Origin of the sequence: Burkholderia arboris (assembly GCF_902499125.1) — a bacterium.
Classification (GTDB): domain Bacteria; phylum Pseudomonadota; class Gammaproteobacteria; order Burkholderiales; family Burkholderiaceae; genus Burkholderia; species Burkholderia arboris.
In genome coordinates this window covers 176,315-199,064 of record NZ_CABVPX010000007.1, presented here as the reverse complement: position 1 = coordinate 199,064, position 22,750 = coordinate 176,315, and the positions used below count along the sequence as shown (strand labels likewise).

At 64.3% G+C, this 22,750-nt stretch carries 21 protein-coding genes; 14 read left to right on the top strand and 7 right to left on the bottom strand.

What is annotated here, in order from left to right; translation table 11 throughout:
- Positions 1 to 193: 193 nt before the first annotated feature.
- The 6 genes from BLA15945_RS11315 to BLA15945_RS37645 all read left to right on the top strand — a co-directional run bounded on the left by BLA15945_RS11315 (position 194) and on the right by BLA15945_RS37645 (position 6,025).
- Complete coding sequence (locus BLA15945_RS11315) at positions 194 to 1,432, top strand: glycosyltransferase family 87 protein (protein WP_174992368.1); 1,239 nt, start codon at positions 194 to 196, stop codon at positions 1,430 to 1,432.
- Positions 1,429 to 2,808: a glycosyltransferase family 87 protein gene (locus tag BLA15945_RS11310; RefSeq protein ID WP_174992367.1), complete on the top strand. Its 1,380-nt coding sequence runs from the start codon at positions 1,429 to 1,431 to the stop codon at positions 2,806 to 2,808. The genes BLA15945_RS11315 and BLA15945_RS11310 overlap by 4 nt, the downstream gene beginning before the upstream one ends.
- Before the next feature lie 24 nt (positions 2,809 to 2,832).
- Complete coding sequence (locus BLA15945_RS11305; RefSeq protein ID WP_174992366.1) at positions 2,833 to 3,876, top strand: glycosyltransferase family 2 protein; 1,044 nt, start codon at positions 2,833 to 2,835, stop codon at positions 3,874 to 3,876.
- Positions 3,877 to 3,888: 12 nt separating this feature from the next.
- Positions 3,889 to 4,272, top strand: a complete 384-nt coding sequence (locus BLA15945_RS11300) for a GtrA family protein (protein WP_174992365.1) — start codon at positions 3,889 to 3,891, stop codon at positions 4,270 to 4,272.
- Positions 4,273 to 4,565: 293 nt separating this feature from the next.
- The gene (locus BLA15945_RS11295; RefSeq protein ID WP_174992364.1) at positions 4,566 to 5,069 is read left to right on the top strand and encodes an inclusion body family protein; all 504 of its coding nucleotides are present in this window, start codon (positions 4,566 to 4,568) and stop codon (positions 5,067 to 5,069) included.
- A 65-nt stretch (positions 5,070 to 5,134) separates the two neighbouring features.
- Positions 5,135 to 6,025, top strand: coding sequence for an AidA/PixA family protein (locus BLA15945_RS37645; RefSeq protein ID WP_081052094.1), 891 nt, complete (start codon positions 5,135 to 5,137; stop codon positions 6,023 to 6,025).
- 19 nt (positions 6,026 to 6,044) lie between these two features.
- Here BLA15945_RS37645 and BLA15945_RS11285 read toward each other — a convergent pair whose 3' ends face one another.
- Positions 6,045 to 6,995 carry an ABC transporter substrate-binding protein gene (locus BLA15945_RS11285; RefSeq protein ID WP_174992363.1) on the bottom strand — a complete coding sequence of 317 codons (951 nt, stop codon included), beginning with the start codon at positions 6,993 to 6,995 and terminating at the stop codon, positions 6,045 to 6,047.
- A gap of 94 nt (positions 6,996 to 7,089) precedes the next feature.
- Complete coding sequence (locus tag BLA15945_RS11280; RefSeq protein ID WP_174992362.1) at positions 7,090 to 8,205, bottom strand: TauD/TfdA family dioxygenase; 1,116 nt, start codon at positions 8,203 to 8,205, stop codon at positions 7,090 to 7,092.
- Positions 8,206 to 8,653: 448 nt separating this feature from the next.
- Between BLA15945_RS11280 and BLA15945_RS11275 the strand changes: the two genes are divergently transcribed.
- Both BLA15945_RS11275 and BLA15945_RS11270 read left to right on the top strand, forming a co-directional pair.
- Positions 8,654 to 10,087, top strand: coding sequence for an MFS transporter (locus tag BLA15945_RS11275; RefSeq protein ID WP_174992361.1), 1,434 nt, complete (start codon positions 8,654 to 8,656; stop codon positions 10,085 to 10,087).
- 52 nt (positions 10,088 to 10,139) lie between these two features.
- Entirely contained in the window at positions 10,140 to 11,477 is a 1,338-nt protein-coding gene (locus BLA15945_RS11270; protein ID WP_233464194.1) for an ATP-grasp domain-containing protein, read from the top strand.
- Here the strand turns inward: BLA15945_RS11270 and BLA15945_RS11265 are convergent.
- Positions 11,440 to 12,315, bottom strand: coding sequence for a LysR family transcriptional regulator (locus tag BLA15945_RS11265; RefSeq protein WP_059241380.1), 876 nt, complete (start codon positions 12,313 to 12,315; stop codon positions 11,440 to 11,442). The genes BLA15945_RS11270 and BLA15945_RS11265 overlap by 38 nt on opposite strands.
- A gap of 167 nt (positions 12,316 to 12,482) precedes the next feature.
- Between BLA15945_RS11265 and BLA15945_RS11260 the strand changes: the two genes are divergently transcribed.
- Positions 12,483 to 13,427, top strand: coding sequence for a hypothetical protein (locus BLA15945_RS11260; protein ID WP_174992360.1), 945 nt, complete (start codon positions 12,483 to 12,485; stop codon positions 13,425 to 13,427).
- A 37-nt stretch (positions 13,428 to 13,464) separates the two neighbouring features.
- The gene (locus BLA15945_RS11255; protein ID WP_174992359.1) at positions 13,465 to 14,715 is read left to right on the top strand and encodes an ATP-grasp domain-containing protein; all 1,251 of its coding nucleotides are present in this window, start codon (positions 13,465 to 13,467) and stop codon (positions 14,713 to 14,715) included.
- Between the two features lie 59 nt (positions 14,716 to 14,774).
- On the opposite strand, the gene BLA15945_RS38030 is transcribed toward BLA15945_RS11255, so the two are convergent.
- The 4 genes from BLA15945_RS38030 to BLA15945_RS11235 form a co-directional block, all read right to left on the bottom strand.
- Positions 14,775 to 15,254 (bottom strand): phosphotransferase-like protein, encoded by a 480-nt coding sequence (locus BLA15945_RS38030; protein ID WP_407045099.1) that lies wholly within the window; start codon positions 15,252 to 15,254, stop codon positions 14,775 to 14,777.
- Positions 15,255 to 15,631: 377 nt separating this feature from the next.
- Positions 15,632 to 15,907: a hypothetical protein gene (locus tag BLA15945_RS11245; protein WP_174992357.1), complete on the bottom strand. Its 276-nt coding sequence runs from the start codon at positions 15,905 to 15,907 to the stop codon at positions 15,632 to 15,634.
- Positions 15,908 to 15,985: 78 nt separating this feature from the next.
- Positions 15,986 to 16,702: an epoxyqueuosine reductase QueH gene (locus BLA15945_RS11240; protein WP_174992420.1), complete on the bottom strand. Its 717-nt coding sequence runs from the start codon at positions 16,700 to 16,702 to the stop codon at positions 15,986 to 15,988.
- A 450-nt stretch (positions 16,703 to 17,152) separates the two neighbouring features.
- Positions 17,153 to 18,061 (bottom strand): LysR family transcriptional regulator, encoded by a 909-nt coding sequence (locus tag BLA15945_RS11235; RefSeq protein ID WP_059241376.1) that lies wholly within the window; start codon positions 18,059 to 18,061, stop codon positions 17,153 to 17,155.
- A gap of 321 nt (positions 18,062 to 18,382) precedes the next feature.
- On the opposite strand from BLA15945_RS11235, the gene BLA15945_RS11230 reads away from it, so the two are divergent.
- From BLA15945_RS11230 to BLA15945_RS11215, 4 genes are all read left to right on the top strand, one after another.
- The gene (locus tag BLA15945_RS11230) at positions 18,383 to 19,366 is read left to right on the top strand and encodes a DUF1852 domain-containing protein (RefSeq protein WP_174992356.1); all 984 of its coding nucleotides are present in this window, start codon (positions 18,383 to 18,385) and stop codon (positions 19,364 to 19,366) included.
- Positions 19,367 to 19,391: 25 nt separating this feature from the next.
- Entirely contained in the window at positions 19,392 to 20,420 is a 1,029-nt protein-coding gene (locus tag BLA15945_RS11225) for a methionine synthase (RefSeq protein ID WP_174992355.1), read from the top strand.
- Between the two features lie 140 nt (positions 20,421 to 20,560).
- Complete coding sequence (locus BLA15945_RS11220; protein WP_059241373.1) at positions 20,561 to 21,061, top strand: flavin reductase family protein; 501 nt, start codon at positions 20,561 to 20,563, stop codon at positions 21,059 to 21,061.
- Between the two features lie 153 nt (positions 21,062 to 21,214).
- Positions 21,215 to 22,720 (top strand): methylenetetrahydrofolate reductase C-terminal domain-containing protein, encoded by a 1,506-nt coding sequence (locus BLA15945_RS11215; protein WP_174992354.1) that lies wholly within the window; start codon positions 21,215 to 21,217, stop codon positions 22,718 to 22,720.
- Positions 22,721 to 22,750 lie beyond the last annotated feature (30 nt).

Sequence of the window (22,750 nt, the reverse complement as noted above, 5' to 3'; positions counted from 1 at the left end):
CCAGAAACGGCGGTTTTCACGCGCATCGCTGAACACATTAAAGACCGGCCGCCCATGCGTGGTTTGCATCACGCGATTTTTTCTTCAACAATGAACTCACCGGACAACGCCGTTTCAACGCGATTCGATCCGCAGGCACGACAACATCAAACGGCTGCGACAGACCTCGCAGCCAAACGATAAACGGGGCATCATGTACACAGCCAATCGTGAAACGCGCGATCGCGCCATACGCTGTGCTCAATGGCTGACAGCGGACCGGATCATTCCATACAGCTGCATCATGCTGCTGCTGTTCATCGCACTGGTGGTCGTGTGGGGCGTCGTGACCGACGGCTTCACGTCGAACACCATCGCCCGTCCAGGCACCGACTTCTCGGTCTTCTGGACTGCATCGCATCTCGTGTTGCAAGGCCATGCCGCATCGGCCTACGACACGTCGTCATTCGTGCAGGCCGAGTTCGCGCACTTCGGTGCGTTTCTGCAACACCGGCCGCTTCCCTGGCTCTATCCGCCGACGATGCTGCTGTTCGTCGCGCCGGTTGCCCTTGTGCCTTTCCTGCCCGCTTACTTCCTCTTTTTCGCGGGCAGTCTTTTATGCTACGCGTTCGCCGTCTCGCGGTTGTCGGGACTGCGCGCGCATCTTCCCGTGCCGCGCGCCGCGGCGCTCGTGGCCGCCGCGTATTCGGCGGTGTGCATGTCCGCACTGTTCGGGCAGAACAGCATCCTGACCGCCGGCCTCGCCGCGCTCGCGCTGCATCTGCTCGGCAAGCGTCCGGTCGTGGCGGGCGTGCTGATCGGGCTGCTCGCGATCAAGCCGCAGTTGGCCGTGGTGTTCCCGTTCGTGCTGATCGCGACGCGTGCGTGGCGCACCTTCGCGGCGGCGGCGATCACCGCGACGCTGTTCGCGGCAGCCGGCGTCGCACTGTCCGGCCCGGCCGCGCTGCACGGGTTGACGCATGCGATGTCGACGGTACGCGAGCAGCATTTCATGCTCGCGTCGTACTGGCTCGCGTCGCCGACGCCGTTCGCCGCGTTGCGGCTCGCGGGCGCACCGGTAGCCGCCGCGCTTGCCGCACAGGCGGCGGTCGCGCTGCTCGCGATCGCCGCGGCCGTCAACGTGTGGCGTCGCACGCACGACATGCGCCTGCGCGGCGCGGTGCTGGCGGTCGCCACGCTGCTGACGACGCCTTATCTGTGGCACTACGAACTGACGTGGCTCGGCATCGCGGTCTTTTGCCTGATCGCGTACGGTCTCGACGAAGGCTGGCTTCCCGGCGACCAGGGCATCCTCGTGCTCGCGTGGCTGTTGCCGATCTTCGAGATGTTCAATCGGTTGATGAAGCTGCCGCAGATCGGGCCAGTCGTGCTGCTCGCGGTGCTGTTCGTCGTCGTGCGCCGCACGGCACTGGCGTCACGGAGCACGCAATGAAAGCGCCTTCGTTCGCCCGCCATGCGCATTCCTCCATTGACGCGCATCCGGAACTCCCGATCGCCGGCCCGCACCGCTACCCGCACTGGTTCAATCGCGACCGCATACGCCTCTATGCGGCCGCCGCGTTGCTGACCGAACTGCTGTTCATCGGCATCTACCTGATCCGCGTGATCCTGTCGAACCACGGCGCGCCGGACCCGCTGTCGCCGGATTTTTCGCCGGTCTGGAGCGCCGCATGGCTCGCCGCGCACGGGCACGGCGCCGACGCATGGCATTTCCCCGCGCTGTTCGCGGTCCAGAAGCTTGCGATCCCGACGTTGACGCTCGCGGACGGCACGCAGCCGTGGCTCTATCCGCCCACGATGCTGCTGTTCGTCTTGCCGCTCGGCTGGCTACCGTACACGCTGGCGCTCGTGCTGTGGCTCGCGGTCACGTACGCGCTGTTCGCGGCGACGATCCGCGCGACCGTGCAGCGCGATGCCGCGTGGCTGTGCGCCCTCGCATTCCCCGGCGCTTTCCTCACGGTGATCGTCGGACAGACCAGCCTCTTCACCGCGATGCTCGCCGGCCTCGGCCTGCTCGCGCTGAACCGCCGCCCGGTCGTCGCCGGGATCTGCTTCGGCTTGCTGACGACGAAGCCCCAGCTCGCGGTGCTGTTCCCGCTCGCGCTGCTGTGCGCGGGGCAATGGCGCGCGCTGGCCGCGTGGGCCGCGACGCTCGCCGTCAGCGTCGTGCTCGCGACGCTCGCGTTCGGCCTCGCCCCGTGGGTCACGTTCATGCACGTGATCGCCAACGTCTATGCGATCGTCGGCACCGGCCACGCGAAACTCGCGCGCATGCCGACCGTGTTTGCACTCGCGACGATGGCCGGCTGGCCCGCGCTCGTTGCACGCGGCCTGCAGCTGCTGTCGGCCGCGGCTGCCGCGATTGCCGTGGTCTACGCGTGGCGCGGCGCATGTTCGTACGCGCTGCGCGCCGCGACCCTCGCGTGCGCCTGCCTGCTCGTCAGCCCCTATCTGTACGACTACGACCTGACGTGGTACGGCCTCGTGATCGCGTGGTACGCCCGCTATGCGGGGACGCGCGGCTGGCGCCACTTCGATCGCGAATGGCTGATGCTGCTGTGGCCGATGCCGCTCGCGGGCCTCGCGGTCGTACCGCACCTGTCGTTCCAGTTCATGCCGCTCGTGACGCTCGCGTCGCTCGCGCTGCTCGTCAGCCGGATCGCACAGGAAAGACACGACGTGCCGTCGATGCCCGACGCGCGCGACACCTCGACCGATACCGGGTTCGCCCATCCGGCCCGGTCACACCACCGCCCGGCGTACGGAATGCGCCGCACCGGCCGCCCGACGATCGGCGTCGGCCGGTGAAGCGACATTACAAGGGGAATCATCATGCGGGAATCCATCTACACGCCGCTCGTCTCGCTGGTCGTGCCGTTCTATAACGAAGGCGAGGCCGTCGAGCATTTCTTCGACGTCGTGATTCCACTCCTGACGTCCATCGACGCAATCCGCTTCGAGATCGTCTGCGTGAACGACGGCAGCCGCGACGACACGCTGGAACGCCTGGTCCGCATCAGCACCGCCGAGCGGCGCGTGCGCGTGATCGATCTCACCCGCAACTTCGGCAAGGAGGCCGCGCTGACGGCCGGCCTCGACGAAGCCGCCGGCGACGCGGTGATCCCGCTCGATGCCGATCTGCAGGATCCGCCCAGCCTGATTCCGGTCATGATCGAACACTGGCGCGACGGTGCGGAAGTCGTGGCGGCAAAACGCAGCAACCGCGCGTGCGATTCGTTCGCGAAGCGCACCGCCGCCGCGATCTACTACCGCGTGCACAACCTGCTGTCGGACGTGAAGCTGCCGGAGAACGTCGGCGATTTCCGGCTGATGGACCGCAAGGTCGTGAATGCGCTGCGCAACCTGCCCGAGCGGCACCGCTTCATGAAGGGGCTGTTCGCGTGGGTCGGCTACAAGACCGTGATCGTCGAATACCAGCGCGATCCGCGCAGCGCCGGGCACTCGAAGTTTTCCGGCTGGAAGCTGTGGAATTTCGCACTGGAGGGCATCACCAGCTTCAGCACCGTGCCGCTGCGCAGCTGGACCTACATCGGCCTCGGCATCGCCGCGCTCGCGTTCCTGTACGGGTCGTTCATCATCCTGCGCACGCTGCTGTTCGGCAATCCGGTGCTCGGCTATGCGTCGCTGATCTCGGTCACGCTGTTCATCGGCGGCATCGAGCTGATCGGGATCGGCGTCGTCGGCGAGTATGTCGGGCGGATCTACGACGAGTCGAAGCAACGGCCCGTCTACCTGATCCGCCGCCGCTACCAGGCGCACGGCAAGGTGATCGAACTGCCGGTTTCACGCGATGCGCGCCGCCTGGCCGCACGCCGGCGCGTGCAGCCGGTCCGTGCGCGGGTCGGTGCGCGCTGACGCGCGGGCACCATGATCGGCCTGCTCGCTGCCGAGCGCGCGAGGCTCGTGCGCTTCGGTGTGTCGGGGCTCTGCTCGACCGCGATTCACACGCTGGTTGCGGCGGCGATGTTCGCGCTGCTCGATGCGACGCTGGTGGCCGCGAACGCGGTCGCGTTTGTCTGCGCCACCGCGTTCTCGTACCTGGCGAATACGCTGTGGAGTTTTTCGTCGACGGTACGCGCGCGCAACGCGACGCGCTTCCTCGCGGTCACGCTCGCCGGGTTCGTCGAAACGCTGCTGCTGGCGCGCGGCGCCGCGGCGCTCGACATGTCGCGCGCGATGAGCGTCGTCGCGATCGCGCTGCTGATCCCGCCGACGACGTTCCTGCTGCACCGGTTCTGGACCTACCGGTAAGCGGCCTCCCCTGCCCGGAAAATAATCGCCCCATCAATTAACGTATTCGATGCCGTTATATTTATGTAACGCATCGAATCGATTGATTCCGATTTTAAAATTACCAAATGAATATATTTTAACGACCCTGTTTACCTTTACAGCTTCCACGAATATTCAAACGGGATAATCTGGATTCGCCGTCGCTCAAGCACGGGCCCAATCGGGCACAAATCCTTGCAGAACAAGGCGATGGCGACCGCACGAAGCAATTCGCGCAACGATAAGTCCCATTACTTAAAACGGGAGCTTCCATGTCACGCGTAACCGATGTGCTCGTTTCGTTCGACACCGAAACCATTCTCAAAAAATATCCGAATCCCAGCAAGAACCCGGCTACCCCGACGCTGATCGACTGGCGTTACGTCTATATGGTGACCAACCAGGACAACGTCATTTCCGGGCAGGCGGGCGGCGAGCTCGACCTGAAAGCGCAGGTCGGCGACCTGATCCGCTGGCGCGAAACGAGCCTGTCGCTGGGCTTCGAGAACCAGGTGGTGTTCTACAAGTTCATCGGCAACGTCGGCAACGACCTGATCTCGACGCCGACGCCGCGGGTCGCGGAAGCGTCGATCCCGGTGCCGAACACCAGCAAGCCGGAAGTGCCGACCTGCCAGAAAGTCGCGAACTACTACTGGTCGTCGGAATGCCTGAAGGTCGGCCGCGTGACCTACCACTTCCAGTTCCAGATCATCGACCGCAACTGCCAGATCCAGGGTTGCTTCTCGTGGGATCCGTTCATCTCGATCCATAACTGATCGCGGCACGCGGGCGGCCGCGCGGCGGCCGCCCGTGCCGCTCCCTTGTTGCGGAGGAGGTGCTCATGTCTGGTCTTCGTTGCGATGTCCTCGCGGTCATCGACGCCGTCACGCTGCTGTCGGCCTACCCCGATGCGAGCCGGGACGCCAACGCGCCGACCGTGATCGACGGCCGGCACATCTACGTGCTGAGCCCCGGCGAGACCGGGCAGGTCGGCCACAACGACAACCGTCTCTTTGCCGGCCTGGCGCCGGGCGACCAGCTTCATCTGCGCGAAACCGCGCTGGCGCTGCGCGCCGAAGTGAGCGTGCTGTTCGTCCGGTTCGCGTTGAAGGACGCCGGCATCGTCGCCCCGATCGAAGCGGAAATCCGCGATGCCGCCGTGCCGGTACCGGACGGCGACGACCTGCTTCATCCGTCGTGCCGGCCGATGAAAGACCATGTCTGGCGCAGCGACGTGCTGGCCGCCGGTGCCACCACCTGCACGGCCGATTTCGCCGTGCTCGATCGCGACGGCGCCGTATCGGGCTACTTCCGCTGGGAAACGACGATCGAGATCGCCGGCAGCCAGCCGGACACGAAACAGCCCGGCTTCAAGCCGTCGTCCGACCGCAACGGCCACTTCACGCTGCCGCCGAATACCGCTTTCAAGGCGACCTTCTACGCGAATGCCGCCGACCGGCAGGACCTGAAGCTGTTCATCGACGACGCACCGGAGCCGGCCGCGTCGTTCGCCGGCAACGGCAACGATGGCGTCAGGCAGTTCACGCTGAACTCGCAAGGCGGCAGGATCCGGATCGACGCGTCGGCCAACGGCAGGAAATCGGCGACCGATGCGCGGCTCGCGCCGCTGTCGGCCGGCGACACGGTCTGGCTCGGCTGGCTCGGGGCCGAGGACGGCGCCGACCGCGACTACAACGACGGGATCGTGATCCTGCAGTGGCCGATTACGTGAGCGGCGCCGCGTGCGGCACTCAGGTGCGCGGCAGCCCCGGCGGATTGGTCTGCGACTGGTCGACCGCTTCGGCATCGAGGCTCCAGCGGCCGAGCACCTTCCGGTAGCTGCCGTTCGCGATCAGCCCATTGATCGCGAGCGTCAGCGGCCCGGCGAGGCCGCTGCCCTTCCTCGTCGTGATCGCGATGTCCGCGGTACGCGGCCAGCCGCCGCTGACCGTGCCGATCAGCTTCGCATCGCCACGCAGCGACGCCTGGTACGCGAGCATCGAATTCACGCTGAAGATCGTGTCGACGCGGCCCGACTGCAGCGCGACCCAGCGTTCCGCGGCATCCGCGTAATACTGGATCTCGACCGGCGCGAGGCCGCGCGCGATGTTCTGCCGGTTCCATTCGAGCAGGATCTTTTCCTGGTTCGTGCCCGAATCGGTCACGACGCGCAACCCGGCAACATCCTTCGGCTCGCGGATCGCGACGAGCCGGCTGTTGCTCTTCACGTAGAAGCCGATCTGATCCTTGCGGTAGGTCGAGAAGTCGAACTTCTCCTTGCGCTGCTCGGTGACCGTCACGTTCGAGATCACCGCGTCGACCCTGCCGGACTGCAGCGCGAGCGGCCAGTCGGCCCACGCGAGCGGCACGATCTTCAGCTTGCGGCCGACGCTGTCCGCGATGAGCTGCGCGAGATCGGGATCGAAACCGACCACCGTGCGCGCGTCGGTCGCATAGGTGCTGAGCGGCGGCAGGTTCGGCGCGATGCCGATCGTCAGCGTATTCGCTTCGGCGAACTTGAAGCCGCCCGGCAACGCCTGCTCGACCGCCGGGTTCACGGCGCCGCGCTGCCGGCCCGGCTGCTCGGGGCTCAGGTCGAACGGCGCGGCCTGCGCGGCCTGCGCGGCGGCAACGTGCCCGGCGATCAGGATGGCGGCCAGCACGCGGGCGATGTGTACAACGGGAAAAGCGGTTCTTCTCATGTCTTCCGGAATCCTTTGTTATTCGATGATGCGTGAAGCAGGCACGGGGGGCGGCGGCGCGACGTTCGGCGCACGCCGCCGCCGGCGCGGTTTGTCACGCAGGCGTCGCCTCGAGTTCGGCCGCGCGCTGCGGCACCGGTTGCACGACGCGCGACGGTTGCCTCGCCTGCACCGCGTCGCCCGCATACAGCGCCTTCGGATCGAACACGCGCGCCTGCAGCGGCGTGAACGCGCGGAAATTCCACAGGCTGCGCGCGACGAACACGCGCTGCACCCAACGGAGCGCACGGTCGTTCTCGTCGTACTGCGGGTCGAAGCGGTCGCGCGAATGCAGCGTGAAATGGTTGTTGATCAGCACCAGCTTGCCCGGCGACACCTGCACGCCGAACGACACCTCGCGCACCGCGCGATACAGGTTGGCCAGCGCTTCCTGCGCCCGCGTGTTGACGGCCAGCACCATGTCCGGATAGAACGCGACCGTCACGCGCGGCGCGTCGATCGGCCCCGACAGCACGGCGCTCAGGTCGGTGTTGTCGCGCGGTGTCGGCGCCGCGCCGCGCCACCGGTACGGCACGCGAATGATGTAGTGCTCGCCGTAGAGCTGCGCGATATCGTCCGGCGACAACAGTTGCAGCGCACGGCGCGCATCGGCGAGCCGCGTGTACGGGCCGCCGCCGGCTTCGCTGCGCACGCCGAGCAGCAGCAGCGCGAACGGCGACGTGTCGCCTTCGGGCATGTGCGCCTGCGCGGCATTCTCGATATGGAAGTCGAGCTCGACTTCGGAGCCGAGGCCCGTATAGTCGCGCGCGTTCGTCTTGTGCGGCGTCAGGTTGTTCACGAGCTCGCGGCCTTCGTGCGCGATCGAATAAGGCTCGCCGGCCAGCGTGCTCAGCGCGACCAGCACGTTCTCGCTCAGCACGCCGGCCTTGAACGAGCGGCCGGTTTCCTCGAACCGCGGGCTGCCCTGCACGCCGTCGTCGATCGGCAGGTTGTCGATCTCGATCGAGCCGTGCGCGTCCGCGGTCGGCGCCTTCGCGCGATCGAATGCGTCGACGATCCGGTCGGGAAACGCGTTGTAGGCCAGCTTGCGGACTGCGCTGATATAGCCGGCGCCGCCGGCCGGGTCGTAGCCCAGCGCGCCGAGCGTCTTGCGAATGTGAGCCGACTCCACTGCGGTCAAAGCGATGCGTTCATCTGCGAGATAGGTCATAGGTCTCTCGTATAAAGATCTTGGGTCGAAGAGCGGTATGGCACCACCGCCGCGCTCTGCCGTCCTCGGTGCGAAGCGCTCGACAAGACTAGGAGACCGTCATTGCATTGAGAAATGATATTAATTCGATTGCAAACAAAAATTATCGATATAAGTTCAGCAACGCGGCCGTGGCCGGTTCGCGTCGTTCGCACCGGTCTTTAACACAAATACTTGTTAAAAAATCGCTGCTTATTATTTGTCTTCGCCAGCGGGTCGATGCTAGTTTTCTGTCGGACTCGACGATGCGACCGCTGCCCGACGGGCAGCCGGCGCCCTTCGTCCGACATACGGGAACCCGCCAGATGAATCGATACCCCCCGCCGCGCCGCTGCTCCTTCGATCATTCCGGATACGACACGTCGTTGCCGGCGTGCCGCCCGTCGCCCCGCACGCCCGGGGAGGCCCGATGAGCGACCAGGCCCACGCGCTCGACCGCACGCAGACGGCCGCCGCGCCGCCTCAACGCACGTCGCTGCGCGCGATCCTCCCGACCGTCGCGGCCGCGAGCCTCGGCTTCGCGATCGTCCAGCTCGACGTGACCGTCGTCAACGTCGCGATTCCGAGCCTCGGTCACGCGTTCGGATCGAGCGTTCACGGGCTGCAGTGGATCGTCGATGCGTACACGCTGTCGTTCGCCGCGCTGCTGCTGACCTCCGGCACGCTGGCCGACCGCTTCGGCAGCCGGCGGCTGTTCGCCTACGGTCTTTTGCTGTTCCTGCTCGCGTCGCTCGGCTGCGCGCTCGCGCCGTCGCTGGCGGCGCTGATCGCCGCGCGGGTCGCGCAGGGTGTCGGCGCCGCGATGATCCTGCCCACGTCGCTCGCGCTCATCACGCATGCGTGCGCCCACGACGCCGCCGCACGCGTGAAGGCCGTCGCGTGGTGGAGCGCGACGGGCGGTGCGATCAGCGCGGCCGGGCCGACCCTCGGCGGCCTGCTGATCGACTCGCTCGGCTGGCGCGCGATCTTCTTCATCAACCTGCCGATTTGCGCGATCGGGCTGTGGCTCACGCTGCGCCACGTGCAGGATTCGGCCGCCGCACGCACGCGGCTGTTCGATCCGGCCGGCCAGATCGTCGCGGTGCTCGTGCTCGGGCTGCTCACGGGCGGGATCATCCGCGCCGGCGCCCACGGCATTGGCGACCCGTATGCTGCCGGCGCCCTGGCCGCGTCGGCCGCGCTCGGCATGCTGTTCGTGGCGATCGAACGGCGCGTGGCCGCGCCGATGCTGCAGCTCGCGTTCTTCCGGATCGCGCGCGTGCCGGGCGTGCTCGCGATCGGCGCGGTCACGAATGCGGCGTTCTACGGGCTGATCTTCTCGCTCAGCCTCTATTTCCAGAGCGGTCGCGGCTTCACCGCGACCGAATCGGGGCTCGCGCTCGCGCCGCTCACGATCATCATGCTCGCCAACCTCGCGAGCGCGCGGCTCGCCGTCCGGTACGGGTTCCGCGCGACCGTCGTCGTCGGCCTCGCCGTGTCGCTCACCGGCTACGTGTGGCTGTGGCAGACGCTCGCCGCACACACGCCCTACGCGCTGCTGGCGCCGGGGCTCGCGGCGATGGCGATCGGCGGCGGCATCGCGATTCCCGCGCTGACGTCGACGATGCTCGGCAGCGTCGAGGCCGGCCGCTCGGCCACCGCGTCCGCGATCCTCAATACCGCGCGCCAGGTCGGCGCCGCCATCGGTGTCGCCGCGCTCGGCGCGCTGGTCGCCGGCCAGGGCGCGGCGATCGTGGCCGGCGCGTCGCGCGCGTTCGCCGTCGCGGCCGCGCTCATCGCCGTCTGCATCGTGCTGGCCGCGCGCTGGCCCGGCGACGCCCCCGATCCCGCCACACGGGCCTGAACCGCTTTCGACCGACACCCTTTCACCGATCCCCCAGCCGAGCGAGGAATCCATGCAGCATCGCTTCATCGATACCGTCCTGATCGTCGACGGCGCGTCGACCGCCGCCTACCTGGCGCCCGCGTTTCGTGCGTACGGCATTCGTTGCGCACACGTGATCAGCGACCCCGATCTGCCGGACATCTACCTGAACCAGTTCGTGCCGTCCGACTACATCCGCCAGATCCAGCATCGCGGCGACATCGACGCGACGCTCGCGCAGCTGAGCGACCTGCGGATCGGCGCGGTACTGCACGGCCTCGACGCCGCGCTGGAGCTGGCCGACACGCTGGCCGAACGGCTCGACGTGCCGTATCGCAACCCGCTCGCGACGTCGGCCGCGCGACGCGACAAGTTCGCGATGAACGAACGCATCCGCGAGGCCGGCCTGCGTGCGCCGGCGCACTTTCACAGCACGTCGGTCGACGAGGCGGTCGAATGGGCCCGCGCGCAAGGCACGTTGCCGCTCGTGGTGAAACCGGCGCGCAGCGCGGGCGTCACGGGCGTGAAGATCTGCCGGACGCTCGCGCAGGTCGAAGCCGCCGCGCGCGACGTGCTGGCCACCCGTTCGCTCTACAACCAGCCGAACGACGACATCGTGATCCAGAGCTATTCCGAGGGGCAGGAATACATCGTCGATTCGGTATCCTTCGAGGGCCGCCATCGCGTGGTCAGCCTGTGGGAAGTGCATCGCGACCGCACGCACGCGCCGCGGCTCGACAAGATGCTGGTGCTGAACCACGCCGATCCACGCTATGCGCCGCTGCTCGACTATGCGGCCGACGTGCTCGACGCGCTGGACGTACGCTTCGGGCCGACCCATCTGGAGCTGTTCGATACGGCCGACGGCCCGACAATCGTCGAGCTGAATGCGCGGTTGCACGGCAGCCTCGATCCGCGGCTGACGAGCGCAGTCAGCGGCGAGAACCACGTGTCGGCCGCCGTCGAAGCCGTGCTGCATCCGGAGCGGCTGTTCGGCGACGCCGTCGCGCCGACGGATTTTCGCGGCTACTGCGGGCACGTGCTGCTGCTGTCGTCGCGCAACGGCGTGCTGCGGCAGGACTTCACGTGGCAGGCGATCCAGGCGCTGCCGTCGTTCGTCGGGCTCAAGCAATGGATCAAGGTCGGCGACACGCTGCGCGTGACCACCGACCTGAGACGGCGCTCGGCACGGTCGGCCTGTACAGCCCGACCTTCGAGCGGCTGCTCGAGGATTGCCGGCGGATCCGCGAAATCGAGGCCGATTTCTTCGCGGACGAACACGCGGTCGCACCGGCCTGACGCGGCGGGCGCGGCGCGCCGGCTCGCCCGGATCAGCGGGCGAGCAGCGCGCCCGCCTGCCGGCCGATGACCGTACGCAACACGTCGAGCTCCGGCAACGCGGGCGTTTCGTCGGGCGTGACGAGGTAGGTCGTCACGCTGTCGAGATCGTCGAACGCATGCGTGCGCAACTCCTTGCGCGCCACGTGCTCGGTCGTGATCCGTTTCGGCAGGATTGCAACGCCCATCCCGGCCGCCACGCAGCCGAGGATCGCGCCGAACGTGCCGAACGACGACACCGATTCGATCGCGACGCCGCGCGCCTTCAGCCAGTGCTCCGCGACCGCGCGATACGGGCAGCCGTCGTGAAACGCGAGCAGCCGCACCGCGTTGTCGGCCAGCAGCTGCCGGCGCGTGACCGTGGCCGCGCTCACCAGCACCATGTCTTCCGCGAACGCGGGCTCGTAACGCAGCCCGGGCCTGACGATCGCGCGTGCGGTGAGCGCGGCGTCGAGCCGGCCGCGCAACAGGGCATCGGCCAGATCCGGCTCGCTGCCGATCTGCACCACGAGGCCGAGCGCCGGATCGTGCGCCGTCAGCGCGGCGGCCAGCGCCGGCAGCCGCGTGGCCGCCGTGCTTTCCATCGAGCCGAGCCGGAAGCTGCGTGCTACCGGCGTGTCGCGCACCACCTGCGTCGCTTCGTCGACGAGGCGCAGGATGCGGTCGCAGTACGGTATCAGCCGGCGCCCGGCATCGTTCAGCACCAGTCGCTTGCCGTGCCGGTCGAACAGCGGCGCGCCGAGCGACTCTTCGAGCTGGCGCAGCCGCGCGGTGACGTTCGACTGCGTGCAGCCGAGCCGTTCGGCCGCGCGCAACGCGCTGCCTTCCTGCACGACGGCCCGGAAGGTTTCGAGCAGAGGAATGTTCATATCACTTTCTCTTGTTACTGATTCAGTTTATATCATTTTACTTCGCTCATCATCCGGATTAGCCTAGCGGATATTCCGTGCCGGCCGCGCCTTTTCCGAGGAATCCGCATGCCATCCGCCGTCTGCTCCGGCTTCACCCCCGTTCACCGCCGCTCCGAGGCCCGCCCGTGCGCGCGCTGATCGCTGCGCTGGTGCGGCGCGGGCCGACCGTGCTCGCATGTGGCGTCGTCCTCGGGCTGCTGGTGCCGCCGCTCGCGGATCTCGCGCGGCCGTTGATGCCCGTCACCGTGTTCCTGTTCGTACTCGGCACACTGCTGCGCGTCGAACCGAGCGCCGTGCGCGCGGTCGCGCGGCGGCCGGCTGTGTCGGTGCTGCTGCCTGCCATGACGATGATCGCGTGCCCGGTCGCGCTCGGCATCGCCGCACGGCTCGCCGGCATGCCGTACGACTGGGTGGTCGCGCTGGTGATCGCGTACTGCGCGCCGCCGTCGAGCGGCACGTCGACGATCGCGCGCATGCTGTCGCTCGACGCCAGTGTCGCGCTCGTCGCCACCCTCGCGTCGATGGTGTTCGTGCCGCTGACCGCGCCACTGCTGACGGCCTGGTTCAGCCACGATGCGGCCGTGGCGATCTCGCCGCTGAGTCTCGCGTTGCGGCTCGCGCTGCTGATCGGCAGCGCCGAGGGCGTCGCATTGCTCGTGCGGCGCGTGGCCGGCGCGCGGCTCGACCGTTTTGCGACACCGATCGATGCGATCGTCGTCGTCGCGCTGCTGGTGTTCGCGCTCGGCACGATGGCCGGCATGCAGCAGTCGATCATCGACGCGCCGCACCGCGCGTTGACGGCGATTGCCCTGGCGTTCGCGGTCAACGCCGGTTTCCAGATCCTCGCCTACGGGCTCACGCCCGGCGACGTCCGCACGCGGCTCAACGTTGCGCTGATCGTCGCCAATCGCAACGTCGGGCTGATGTGGGCCGCGCTCGGGCTGGCCGCGACGCCGACCATGGCGCTCGTGTTCACGTGCGCACAGTTGCCGATCTATACGCTGCCGCGCGTCGTCCAGCACCTGCTGCCGCGCCTCGAAGCGCAACGCCTGCGCCGGCGCGCACGCTAGCCGGCGCCTTTCTTCCGTCCTCGATCAAGGATTCTTCATGAAGCGACTCATCGTGATCGGCGCACGCGCCACCGGCAGCAGCGTCGCGCTGGTGCGCGCCGCCCTTGCACGCCAGGTGGCCGTGACCGTCATCACCGCGCCCGGCCATCGTCTCGACGGCGTGTTTCCCGGCAGCGTCGAGACGGTCAACCTCGAGCCCGACGCGGGCCGGCTCGCCGGCTGGCTGCGCACGCGCTTTCCGGACGAGATCGACACGCTGCGCGTGACGACCGCGCACGACACCTATGCGCGCACCGCCGCATGGGTCGCCGATGCGCTCGGCCTGCCCGGCCCCGATGCGCGGCACGTCGCGCACGCCGTGTCGAAGTCGAACCAGAAGGCGCTGCTCGCCACACACGGCATCCCGGCCGCGCAGTTCGTCGCGGGCACGCTGGCCGCGCCGGCAGCGCTCGCGGCGGCGGCTACGCCGTTGCGCTTTCCGGTCGTCGTCAAGCCGTCGGAAGGCTCGGCGAGTGACGGCGTGCGGCGGTGCGAGGACATCGCTGAAGTCCGTACGCAACTCGACGCGCTCGTCGCCGCGCAGGCCGATGCGCCGTCGCTTGCGACCGAACGTGTCGTCATCGAGGAATTCCTGGAGGGCAGCGAATACTGCGTCGAGTATTTCGACGGCCGTTATGTCGGCGCGCTGCGCAAGCTGAAGCGGCATGGCGCCGGTTTTCTCGAACGCGGCTATACGTCCGAACTCGATCTCGACGCCGATACGCTGCGCGCGCTGATCGACGTCGGCACGCGTGCGACCGCCGCCGCCGGGCTCACGTGGGGGCCCGTGCATCTCGACTGCATCGTGCACGACGGCGTGCCGCACGTGATCGAACTGAATCCGCGCATCGCGGGCAGCTTCATCTGCGACATCGTGCGCGACGGCTACGGCTTCAACGTCGTCGAAGCGTTGCTCGACAAGCTCGACGGGCGGACCGTGGCGATTCCCGAGCTGTTCGAGCCGCACGCGTATGCACGCGCCGAATTCCTGCTCGACAGCGATCCCGGCGCGTGGCGTTTCGCGCAGGCCGGTGAGATCGACGACGGCGCGGTGAGGATCAGCTACGGGCCGCAAGTGCTGCCCGATCGCGAACGGCGCGCGTTTCTTTATGTGCGGGTTGCGTTGCCGGCCGCGCACGGTTCGGTGGAACACGCGGGAACGTCGGCCGGGCGCGGCGACGTCTTGCAGCCGACGCTGGCTGCAGCACCTTCTCCTGTTCCTGAGCCTTCAACCGGAAAGGTTCGCTGATACATCGCGGGGCTTTCCGGAATGGCCGCTGCGGTGCCTGAGCGCATCCGCGTCGCACTTCACGCGCAATCACGCGCCCCGTTCGTCGCGGTGGGCCCGGATACGGTGGGCGCCTTCCTCCGGGCTGCATGTCGACGTGTCGATGCGCATCGAGTACGGCCGTGAACAGGCAGGGGGGCCGATCTGGGATCTGGGATCTGGGATCTGGCCATTCCCTCTCCCCGATCCGGCCTCGCACGTTCCCGCTGCTCAAGAATGGCCCACGGATACGAAACGCCAACGACGCTGGTACGGCGAGGTGACAGTGCAGCAATGCACGCGTCCAGCGCGGGTGTATCCCGAAGGACGAGATCGAGGACGATGTCGAAATGACTGGCCGCAACGCGGCTGAGCGTCGACTGCAGATTCAGAGGATGATGTCTGAGCGCCTGGTCGAGCGCTTCGTCCGGTCGCATGTCACGCCTGCGCGACAATTCGGCATACGCGTCCAGCGAAATGTGAAACACGGGCACGTCCGAACTGTCCCGGAGCGCGCGCAGCCAGGCTGCTCTTTCCGGCGCTGGTCGGGCCGTGCAATACGACCGCGATGGGTTTCATAGCGTATGGCGGTGAAATCGCCGGACGTGCGCAGCGAGCGCGGCGCAGTGACAGCCGAACATCAGTTAGCCGCCGGCTCGTATCGCGAGCAAACATCGCTGTCGAGTTTCGGTCCGCGCGAAGACCTACGTCATCACCTACCTTCACGCCGTTTCGGATCGACCGGTTGAATCCACCACCCGTTACGGCCAATCGAGACTCTCGGCAATGACGTCGGCTTTCGGTGCATGAACTGCCGGAGCCGGCGGCGTGACTGTGGCTATCAGCGTGAGCGGAGCACCGATGTCGGAGCGACGGCGGCTAACAGGCTCCCGACCGGTCAAACATCTACGTAGCTCGAACTGACTTCGTGCCGCGTCCGGAACACCGCTTTCACTACGGCCGCTGCGCGTTCCATGGCGGGCCCCGGAACGAACAGATAAAGGCGGCAGAGATCGGCATAGTGCGTCTGCAATGCGTCGATTTCCGCGAAGGTCGCGCCACCCGTGTCATTGATGTATTCGAGTCCCTTGCTGGTCGCGACCAGCATCGCAGCTTCTTTGATCGCGGTCAGCGCAGCGGAATGCAGTACGGCATCGGCAAAGGCCAGTTGCATCCCGCCCGTGATCCCGCTCTCAACGCTCGTGCGTTCGATATCGCCGTGAATTGGGTTGCGCAATAACGTGGGATGGCGTCATCCCGGCGATGAAGCATCAGTATCGGGCAGCGCCGCAGGCTGCACGCCCTTCTCCTCCGCTGAAGATTGCGCATAGTACAACGCTCCCAGCCTGATCCGCTCGCGCCCAGTCGCGATGCGATGCGCGTTCGTATCGCGCAACGAATAGACGCATCCGCAATATTCCTGCTGATAAAAATTCTCGCGCTTGCTGATTTCGATCATGCGAGCCGAACCACCGCCCTTGCGCCAGTTGTATTCCCAATACAACAGTTCCGGATAGTGTGAGGCCGCGCGTTTTCCGCAGTCGTTGATCTGCTGCATATTCTTCCAGCGCGAAATGCCAAGCGAACTGCTCATCACCGGAAAGCCGTGCTCGTGCGCGTACAGCGCAGTGCGCTCAAAGCGCATGTCGAAGCACATCGTGCAGCGAATGCCGCGCTCGGGTTCGTTCTCCATGCCGCGGGCGCGCGCAAACCAGTTGTCGCGATCATAGTCGGCATCCACGAACGGGATGCCGAATTTCTCGGCAAAACGGATGTTTTCATCCTTGCGCAGGTCGTACTCCTTGCGCGGATGAATGTTCGGGTTATAGAAGAAGATCGTGAAATCGATCGCCGAAGCGACCATCGCTTCCATGACTTCCCCGGAACACGGCGCGCAGCACGAATGCAGCAAAACCTTCCGATGGCCGCCCGGTAAGGGCAGGGATTTGCGTTCGCCGGAGTTGGTCATCATCGTTTTACCTCACTCGATCACTGCCGCGTATCGCACGGCCGGCTGCTGATGCGCGTTGAACTCCAGCGATGCAGCCTCGTTGAATGCGACGGCCTTGCCCGCGATCGCATGCATCATGCAGGCCCCCCTGAATGCCACGGAAAATCACCGGGTCGATTGCTTTCTCACGTTCGGCAAGCGAGTAGCGGCGACGTTCGAACACGGGATTGGAGTCCTAGAAGAAAAAAGGATCGGGTGCTCACGCCTGACTTTCAGGCGCAAGCATTGCGTGGAGGTGTGGCGCGGCCCGACGCGGGGTATGGGTCCGCAGCAGCTGGCTAAAAGGCTAAAAGGCTAAAAGGCCAAGCGGCTAATGCGCCCGGGCGCACATGATAGTGGCTGAGCCGTGCAGGATGAAATGGTATATTTTCATCGAACAATTAGTTTTGCTCATGTCCCGATGCAAAACTAGTCTCGCATCTTCGCTTCCGCCCATTTCCACTCCCGTGCCGCCTTCACAAACGCCGCAAGATAATCGATGTCGTCATCAGCCTTGCGCGTGCCGAGGAAAATCTGCTTTGCAATGCCCGTCTCTCCAAGTTGCACGGGCGTGAGCGGCATCCAGCCCGCGTATTCCTCCGCGAGCCAGCGAGGTAACGCCGCCACGCCACGGCCGCTCGCCACCATCTGCAGCATGATGTCGGTCGTCTCGATCACCTTGTGGCGCTTCGGCACCATGTTCGCGGGCGTGAGGAACTGCGTGTATATGTCGAGCCGGTCCGTTTCGACGGGATACGTGATCAGCACCTCATCCTGCAACTGCTCCGGCATGACATACGCTTCTCCGGCCAGCGCATGGTTGTCGCCGACCACCAGCACCTGCTCGTAGTCGAACACCGGCTGAAAATGCAGGTCGGGTTTCTTGAGCGGGTCGGGCGTCACGAGCACGTCGATTTCATAGCCGATCAACGCGCCGATGCCGCCGAACTGGAAGCGCTGCTTCACGTCGACGTCGACATCCGGCCAGCGCGCGAGATAAGGCGACACCACCTTCAGCAGCCATTGATAGCACGGCGCGCATTCCATGCCGATCCGCAACGTGCCGCGCTCGCCCTGCGCGTACTGCTTGATACGCTCTTCGGCAAGTTCGAATTGCGGCAGCAACCGGTTCGCGAGGCTCAGCAGGTACTGTCCGGCCTGCGTGAGCCGCATGGAACGTCCCTCGCGCGTCCACACCGGCGTACCGAGCTGCTGCTCGAGCTTCTTCACCGCATGGCTGAGCGCCGACTGCGTGAGATTCAGCGTATCGGCGGCAGCCGTAAGCGAACCCTGCCGCGCCACTTCCCGCACGACCATCAGATGACTGCGATCCAGCATCGCTCACTCCATGAACAATTTTAATGTTTGCATGAAATAAATCCATTTTCATTCATGCAACAGGAACTATATCATCGCTTCCAGTTACTTTTCTTCTGATTAGCACACAGCACATGGTCACTATGCAGATCCACGCGCATCGCACCATGAGAGTGACTAATGGTTGCATGCAATCAATTCATGCGTGGTCAACTGTGGCTCAGCGTCAAGTTAGCCCGGAAAGTCGATACCGATGAGACTGCCGAGTAAAGAATCAGAGAAGAAAAGCGGGAAACAAAGAGCAAACGCAGTTCATTTCAGAAATCAGGGTGCGAGATCGCAATGAGTAAAGAATTCACATTTGCCATTAACAGCATCTGTTTCGATGAAGACTATCACCCGTCCGGAAGTACGCGCATCACGACCAACTTTGCCAACCTGGCCAGAGGAACGAACCGCCAGGATAATTTGCGCAACACTTTCAGGATGATTGACAATCGCTTCAATGCCCTGGCTCATTGGGACAATCCTGCGGGCGATCGCTACTCCGTCAAACTTGAAATCATTTCCGTTGAAATGAACATTGACGAAGAAAGCAGCGATAACACACTCCCTTTGATCGAGATATTGAAACCAAATATTATCGATCTGAAAACCGACGAACGCATTGAAGGGATTGCGGGGAACAATTTTTCCTCTTATGTGCGAGATTACGACTTCAGCGTGGTATTACTGGAGCACAACAAGGATCAGCCCGAATTCAGCACGCCAGATAATTTTGGCGACCTGCATGGAAAGCTGTTCAAGAGCTTCGTAAATTCCAGCGCTTACAGAAATCAATTTGCCAAACCGCCCGTTATATGCCTGAGCGTTTCGAGTAGCAAGACCTACCACCGGACTGCCAATCAGCACCCCGTATTGGGCGCCGAGTACCGGCAGGAGGAATACTCCCTGACGGACGAATATTTCGAAAAAATGGGTTTGAAGGTTCGCTACTTCATGCCGCCAAACAGTGCTGCACCTTTGGCATTTTATTTTTCCGGCGATTTGCTTGCCGATTACACCGACCTTGAACTTATCGGCACCATCAGCACGATGGATACCTTCCAGAAGATTTACCGGCCGGAGATTTACAACGCGAATTCCCCGGCTGGAAAATCCTACCGGCCCAGTTTGAAGCACCAGGATTATTCGTTGACTCGAATTGTTTACGATCGGGAAGAACGCAGCCGGCTGGCTATCGAGCAGGGCAGGTTCGTCGAGGATCAATTCATCAAACCATACCGCGCCATTCTTGAACAGTGGTCCGCTGACTACGCTCTTTGACTAACAAAACGCAAGGCCGTCTACCGTGAAAAAATTGCTACCCACTTCAACCGCTGGCAGTTTGCCTAAACCTTCCTGGCTTGCCCAACCCGAGACCCTTTGGTCCCCGTGGAAATTGCAGGACGAGGGATTGATCGAGGGCAAGCAGGACGCCTTGCGTTTGTCGTTGCAAGAGCAGCAGCATGCAGGCATCGATATCGTCAGTGACGGCGAGCAGACGCGCCAGCATTTCGTGACCACGTTTATCGAACACCTCAGCGGCGTTGATTTTCAGAATCGCAAGACCGTTCGAATTCGCGATCGCTATGATGCGAGCGTGCCGACGGTCGTTGATGCGGTTTCCCGACAAAAACCGGTTTTCGTAGACGATGCCAGGTTTTTGCGCCAGCAAACCAAGCAGCCCATCAAATGGGCGTTGCCGGGCCCGATGACCATGATCGATACGCTTTACGACGATCATTACAAGAGTCGCGAAAAACTGGCCTGGGAGTTCGCAAAGATCCTGAACGAGGAAGCCAGGGAACTGGAGGCTGCCGGCGTCGATATCATTCAATTCGACGAGCCCGCATTCAATGTTTTCTTCGATGAGGTGAATGACTGGGGCGTCGCTACCCTGGAAAGGGCGATTGAAGGTCTCAAGTGTGAAACCGCCGTGCATATATGCTATGGCTATGGCATCAAGGCCAATACGGACTGGAAGAAGACGCTGGGGTCGGAGTGGCGGCAATACGAGGAAGCCTTCCCCAGGCTGCAAAAATCCAGTATCGGCATGGTTTCGCTGGAGTGTCACAACTCGCACGTTCCCATGGAGCTGATCGAGCTCATTCGAGGCAAGAAGGTGATGGTGGGGGCCATCGATGTCGCAAGCGATACCATTGAAACCCCCGAGGAAGTCGCCAGCACGTTGCGCAAAGCCCTTCAGTTTGTGGATGCCGACAAGCTCTATCCTTGCACCAACTGCGGCATGGCCCCGTTGTCGCGCGCAATCGCGAGAAGCAAGCTGAGTGCTTTGAGCGCAGGCGCGGAAATCGTCCGACAAGAACTCTCGAACTAATTCCGCGCTGAAGTCGGAAGTCGTGCTCGGGGAATCGAAGGCCGTGAGGATGTCGGGGAGTGCCTTGAAATGGCGCCCTGAATCTGTCGAAGTACGCCGCCTCGATTGTTCCGAGCCGCACCCAGTATTCGGTATCTACCATGTCACTTTCCAGCACGGCCATCGAGCCTTTGAGCTTTCGCGAATCGCTCGGGCATTACGCATCCGGTATCACGGTGATTGCATCGCACGTCGATGGCGAGCCGATCGGCTTCACTTGCCAGTCTTTCTATAGCGTGTCGACGAGCCCGCCGCTGGTGTCGTTCAGCGTCATGTCCAGTTCGGCCAGCTATCCGAAAATTCGCCAGGCAGGTCGATTCGTCGTCAATATCCTGTCGGACGAGCAAGTCGGGATTTCCAATCAATTCGCTCGGCGAGGCACGGACAAGTGGCACGGCGTCGAATGGCAGGAATCGCCGCTGGGTAATCCGATCATTGCCGGCAGCCTTCACTGGCTCGATTGCGAAATTTATGCCGAACACGCCGCGGGCGATCACCTGATCGTGATTGGCGAAGTGAAAGCGTTGGACCTGCAAGCCACTGCCGCTACGCAGCCCTTGCTGTACTTCAGAGGACAGTACTGCAACATCGCCGGCGCATAGCCCGGTTCGAGCGCTTTCCGCCGCTGGGCGCCCGCGCATTGGTTCTTCCATGTCGCCAGCCTGCCAGGGACTGGCATCCCCGTCGTTGCCCTGCGCCATCACCAGGCGGCCGCTGCGACGACGCTCCTCCCACTTGCAAGGTATCGAGCCGTCTTGAGTTCATTGAAACAGGCGCTAAACGACGGGCGCTTCGTCTGCGTGCTTGAGGTCGTTCCTCAACAGTCCCCTTCGCGCCTAGCCGCGCTCGAGCCAATCGTGCAACGCGGGCACCTGGCAGGCTGGCCGCTACTGCCAGCTTTCGCCGATCGTGTCGGCCTGCACTCGGACCTGAGCCCCTTGGAAGCCGCTGAAGCATTGGGAAATCCGGCCTCATCCTTGCTGCACTTTTCAGGCAAGGATCGCGAGCGTGCCGACTTGCTGCTTCAGATGGACTCGATGAAGGCCCTTGGTGTGGAGCAATTGTTGCTGCTCAGTGGGGATCGCCTGCCAGGCCACCATGATCAGGCACAAGTGCGCTATCTGGAGTCGGTACCTGCGCTGCAGATTGCCCGCGAACACGGCCCGGACTGGCTGTTGGGCGCTGCGCTGAACCCGTTCAAATACCGTGAAGAAGAAGGCGGCGCACAGTACCTGAAAGCGCAGAAGAAGCTTCTGGCTGGGGCGGATTTTCTCACCCTGCAACTCGGCTTTGACGCCGCCAAGCATATTGAAGCCCAGACCTGGATGCGCGCTCAGGCAAGCATGAAACCCATGCTGGCCTGTGTGATGGGGGTGACCGACAAATGCGCGGCCCTTCTGCAGGCCGTACCCGGCATCGTCATCACCGAATCCATGCGAATGCTGTTGGGCAGGGAGCAGCGGGTATCGCAAGCCTATGCCAGCGCACGAAGTGTCGAGCGCCTGGCGTTGCAGATACTGGGCCTGCAATTGATGGGCTATGCCGGTGCTCATGTGTCCGGGGTGCATACGCTTGATGAACTGCTTTCGTTGGAGCAGGCGATCACCGAGCAGCGGGACAGCGTGACCTCATTGACCGAATGGAGCGAGCGATGGCGTGCAAGCTGGCAGCTGCCTGGGGTGCCCCAGGTTAGCTTCACGCCCGAAAGCGGTGCCTGGGAAATGGGGCAATCCGACGTCACCGCCACCCGCCGGGAACGCCTGCGACATAGGCTGCTCTCTTCCACACATGATCGATTCTTCAGTCGCACGGGATGGCTCGGCAGAGCCTTTGGCTGGAGTGTGACGCGGTCGATCTGGAAGGTCGGCATGGCTGCGAATGCCCTGCATGCAATCGAACGGACGATCAAGCGGCCGCTGGTCGGTTGCGATACCTGCGGCTGCTGCCGCTTGCAGGACACCCTGTACGTATGCCCCGAGACCTGCCCCAAAGGCCTGGCGAATGGCCCCTGTGGCGGCACCCGGCTCAATCGTTGCGAATTTGGCGACCGGGAGTGCGTGCACAGCGTCAAATACCGGATTGCCAAATCTGCCGATCAGTTGGCTGTGCTGGCGCAGACGTTGATTCCTTGCATCGAAGCAGACAACAGGCACCGCAGCTCCTGGCCCGAATGGTTCGAGCCGGAAGACCCTACGCAGGGCGCTGAATCAAACCCCCGAGAATGGAAGCCGGCCAGGCGGCCTTTACGACGCCGAAAGTGATCGGTGGCCGAAACTACGCCTTGAACGGTC

Bases quoted from the DNA above. Each gene is read 5' to 3' on its own strand.
- BLA15945_RS11315 (WP_174992368.1), top strand. From the start codon at position 194: ATGTACACAGCCAATCGTGAAACGCGCGATCGCGCCATACGCTGTGCT.
- BLA15945_RS11310 (WP_174992367.1), top strand. From the start codon at position 1,429: ATGAAAGCGCCTTCGTTCGCCCGCCATGCGCATTCCTCCATTGACGCG.
- BLA15945_RS11305 (WP_174992366.1), top strand. From the start codon at position 2,833: ATGCGGGAATCCATCTACACGCCGCTCGTCTCGCTGGTCGTGCCGTTC.
- BLA15945_RS11300 (WP_174992365.1), top strand. From the start codon at position 3,889: ATGATCGGCCTGCTCGCTGCCGAGCGCGCGAGGCTCGTGCGCTTCGGT.
- BLA15945_RS11295 (WP_174992364.1), top strand. From the start codon at position 4,566: ATGTCACGCGTAACCGATGTGCTCGTTTCGTTCGACACCGAAACCATT.
- BLA15945_RS37645 (WP_081052094.1), top strand. From the start codon at position 5,135: ATGTCTGGTCTTCGTTGCGATGTCCTCGCGGTCATCGACGCCGTCACG.
- BLA15945_RS11285 (WP_174992363.1), bottom strand. From the start codon at position 6,995: ATGAGAAGAACCGCTTTTCCCGTTGTACACATCGCCCGCGTGCTGGCC.
- BLA15945_RS11280 (WP_174992362.1), bottom strand. From the start codon at position 8,205: ATGACCTATCTCGCAGATGAACGCATCGCTTTGACCGCAGTGGAGTCG.
- BLA15945_RS11275 (WP_174992361.1), top strand. From the start codon at position 8,654: ATGAGCGACCAGGCCCACGCGCTCGACCGCACGCAGACGGCCGCCGCG.
- BLA15945_RS11270 (WP_233464194.1), top strand. From the start codon at position 10,140: ATGCAGCATCGCTTCATCGATACCGTCCTGATCGTCGACGGCGCGTCG.
- BLA15945_RS11265 (WP_059241380.1), bottom strand. From the start codon at position 12,315: ATGAACATTCCTCTGCTCGAAACCTTCCGGGCCGTCGTGCAGGAAGGC.
- BLA15945_RS11255 (WP_174992359.1), top strand. From the start codon at position 13,465: ATGAAGCGACTCATCGTGATCGGCGCACGCGCCACCGGCAGCAGCGTC.
- BLA15945_RS11245 (WP_174992357.1), bottom strand. From the start codon at position 15,907: ATGCAACTGGCCTTTGCCGATGCCGTACTGCATTCCGCTGCGCTGACC.
- BLA15945_RS11240 (WP_174992420.1), bottom strand. From the start codon at position 16,702: ATGACCAACTCCGGCGAACGCAAATCCCTGCCCTTACCGGGCGGCCAT.
- BLA15945_RS11235 (WP_059241376.1), bottom strand. From the start codon at position 18,061: ATGCTGGATCGCAGTCATCTGATGGTCGTGCGGGAAGTGGCGCGGCAG.
- BLA15945_RS11230 (WP_174992356.1), top strand. From the start codon at position 18,383: ATGAGTAAAGAATTCACATTTGCCATTAACAGCATCTGTTTCGATGAA.
- BLA15945_RS11220 (WP_059241373.1), top strand. From the start codon at position 20,561: ATGTCACTTTCCAGCACGGCCATCGAGCCTTTGAGCTTTCGCGAATCG.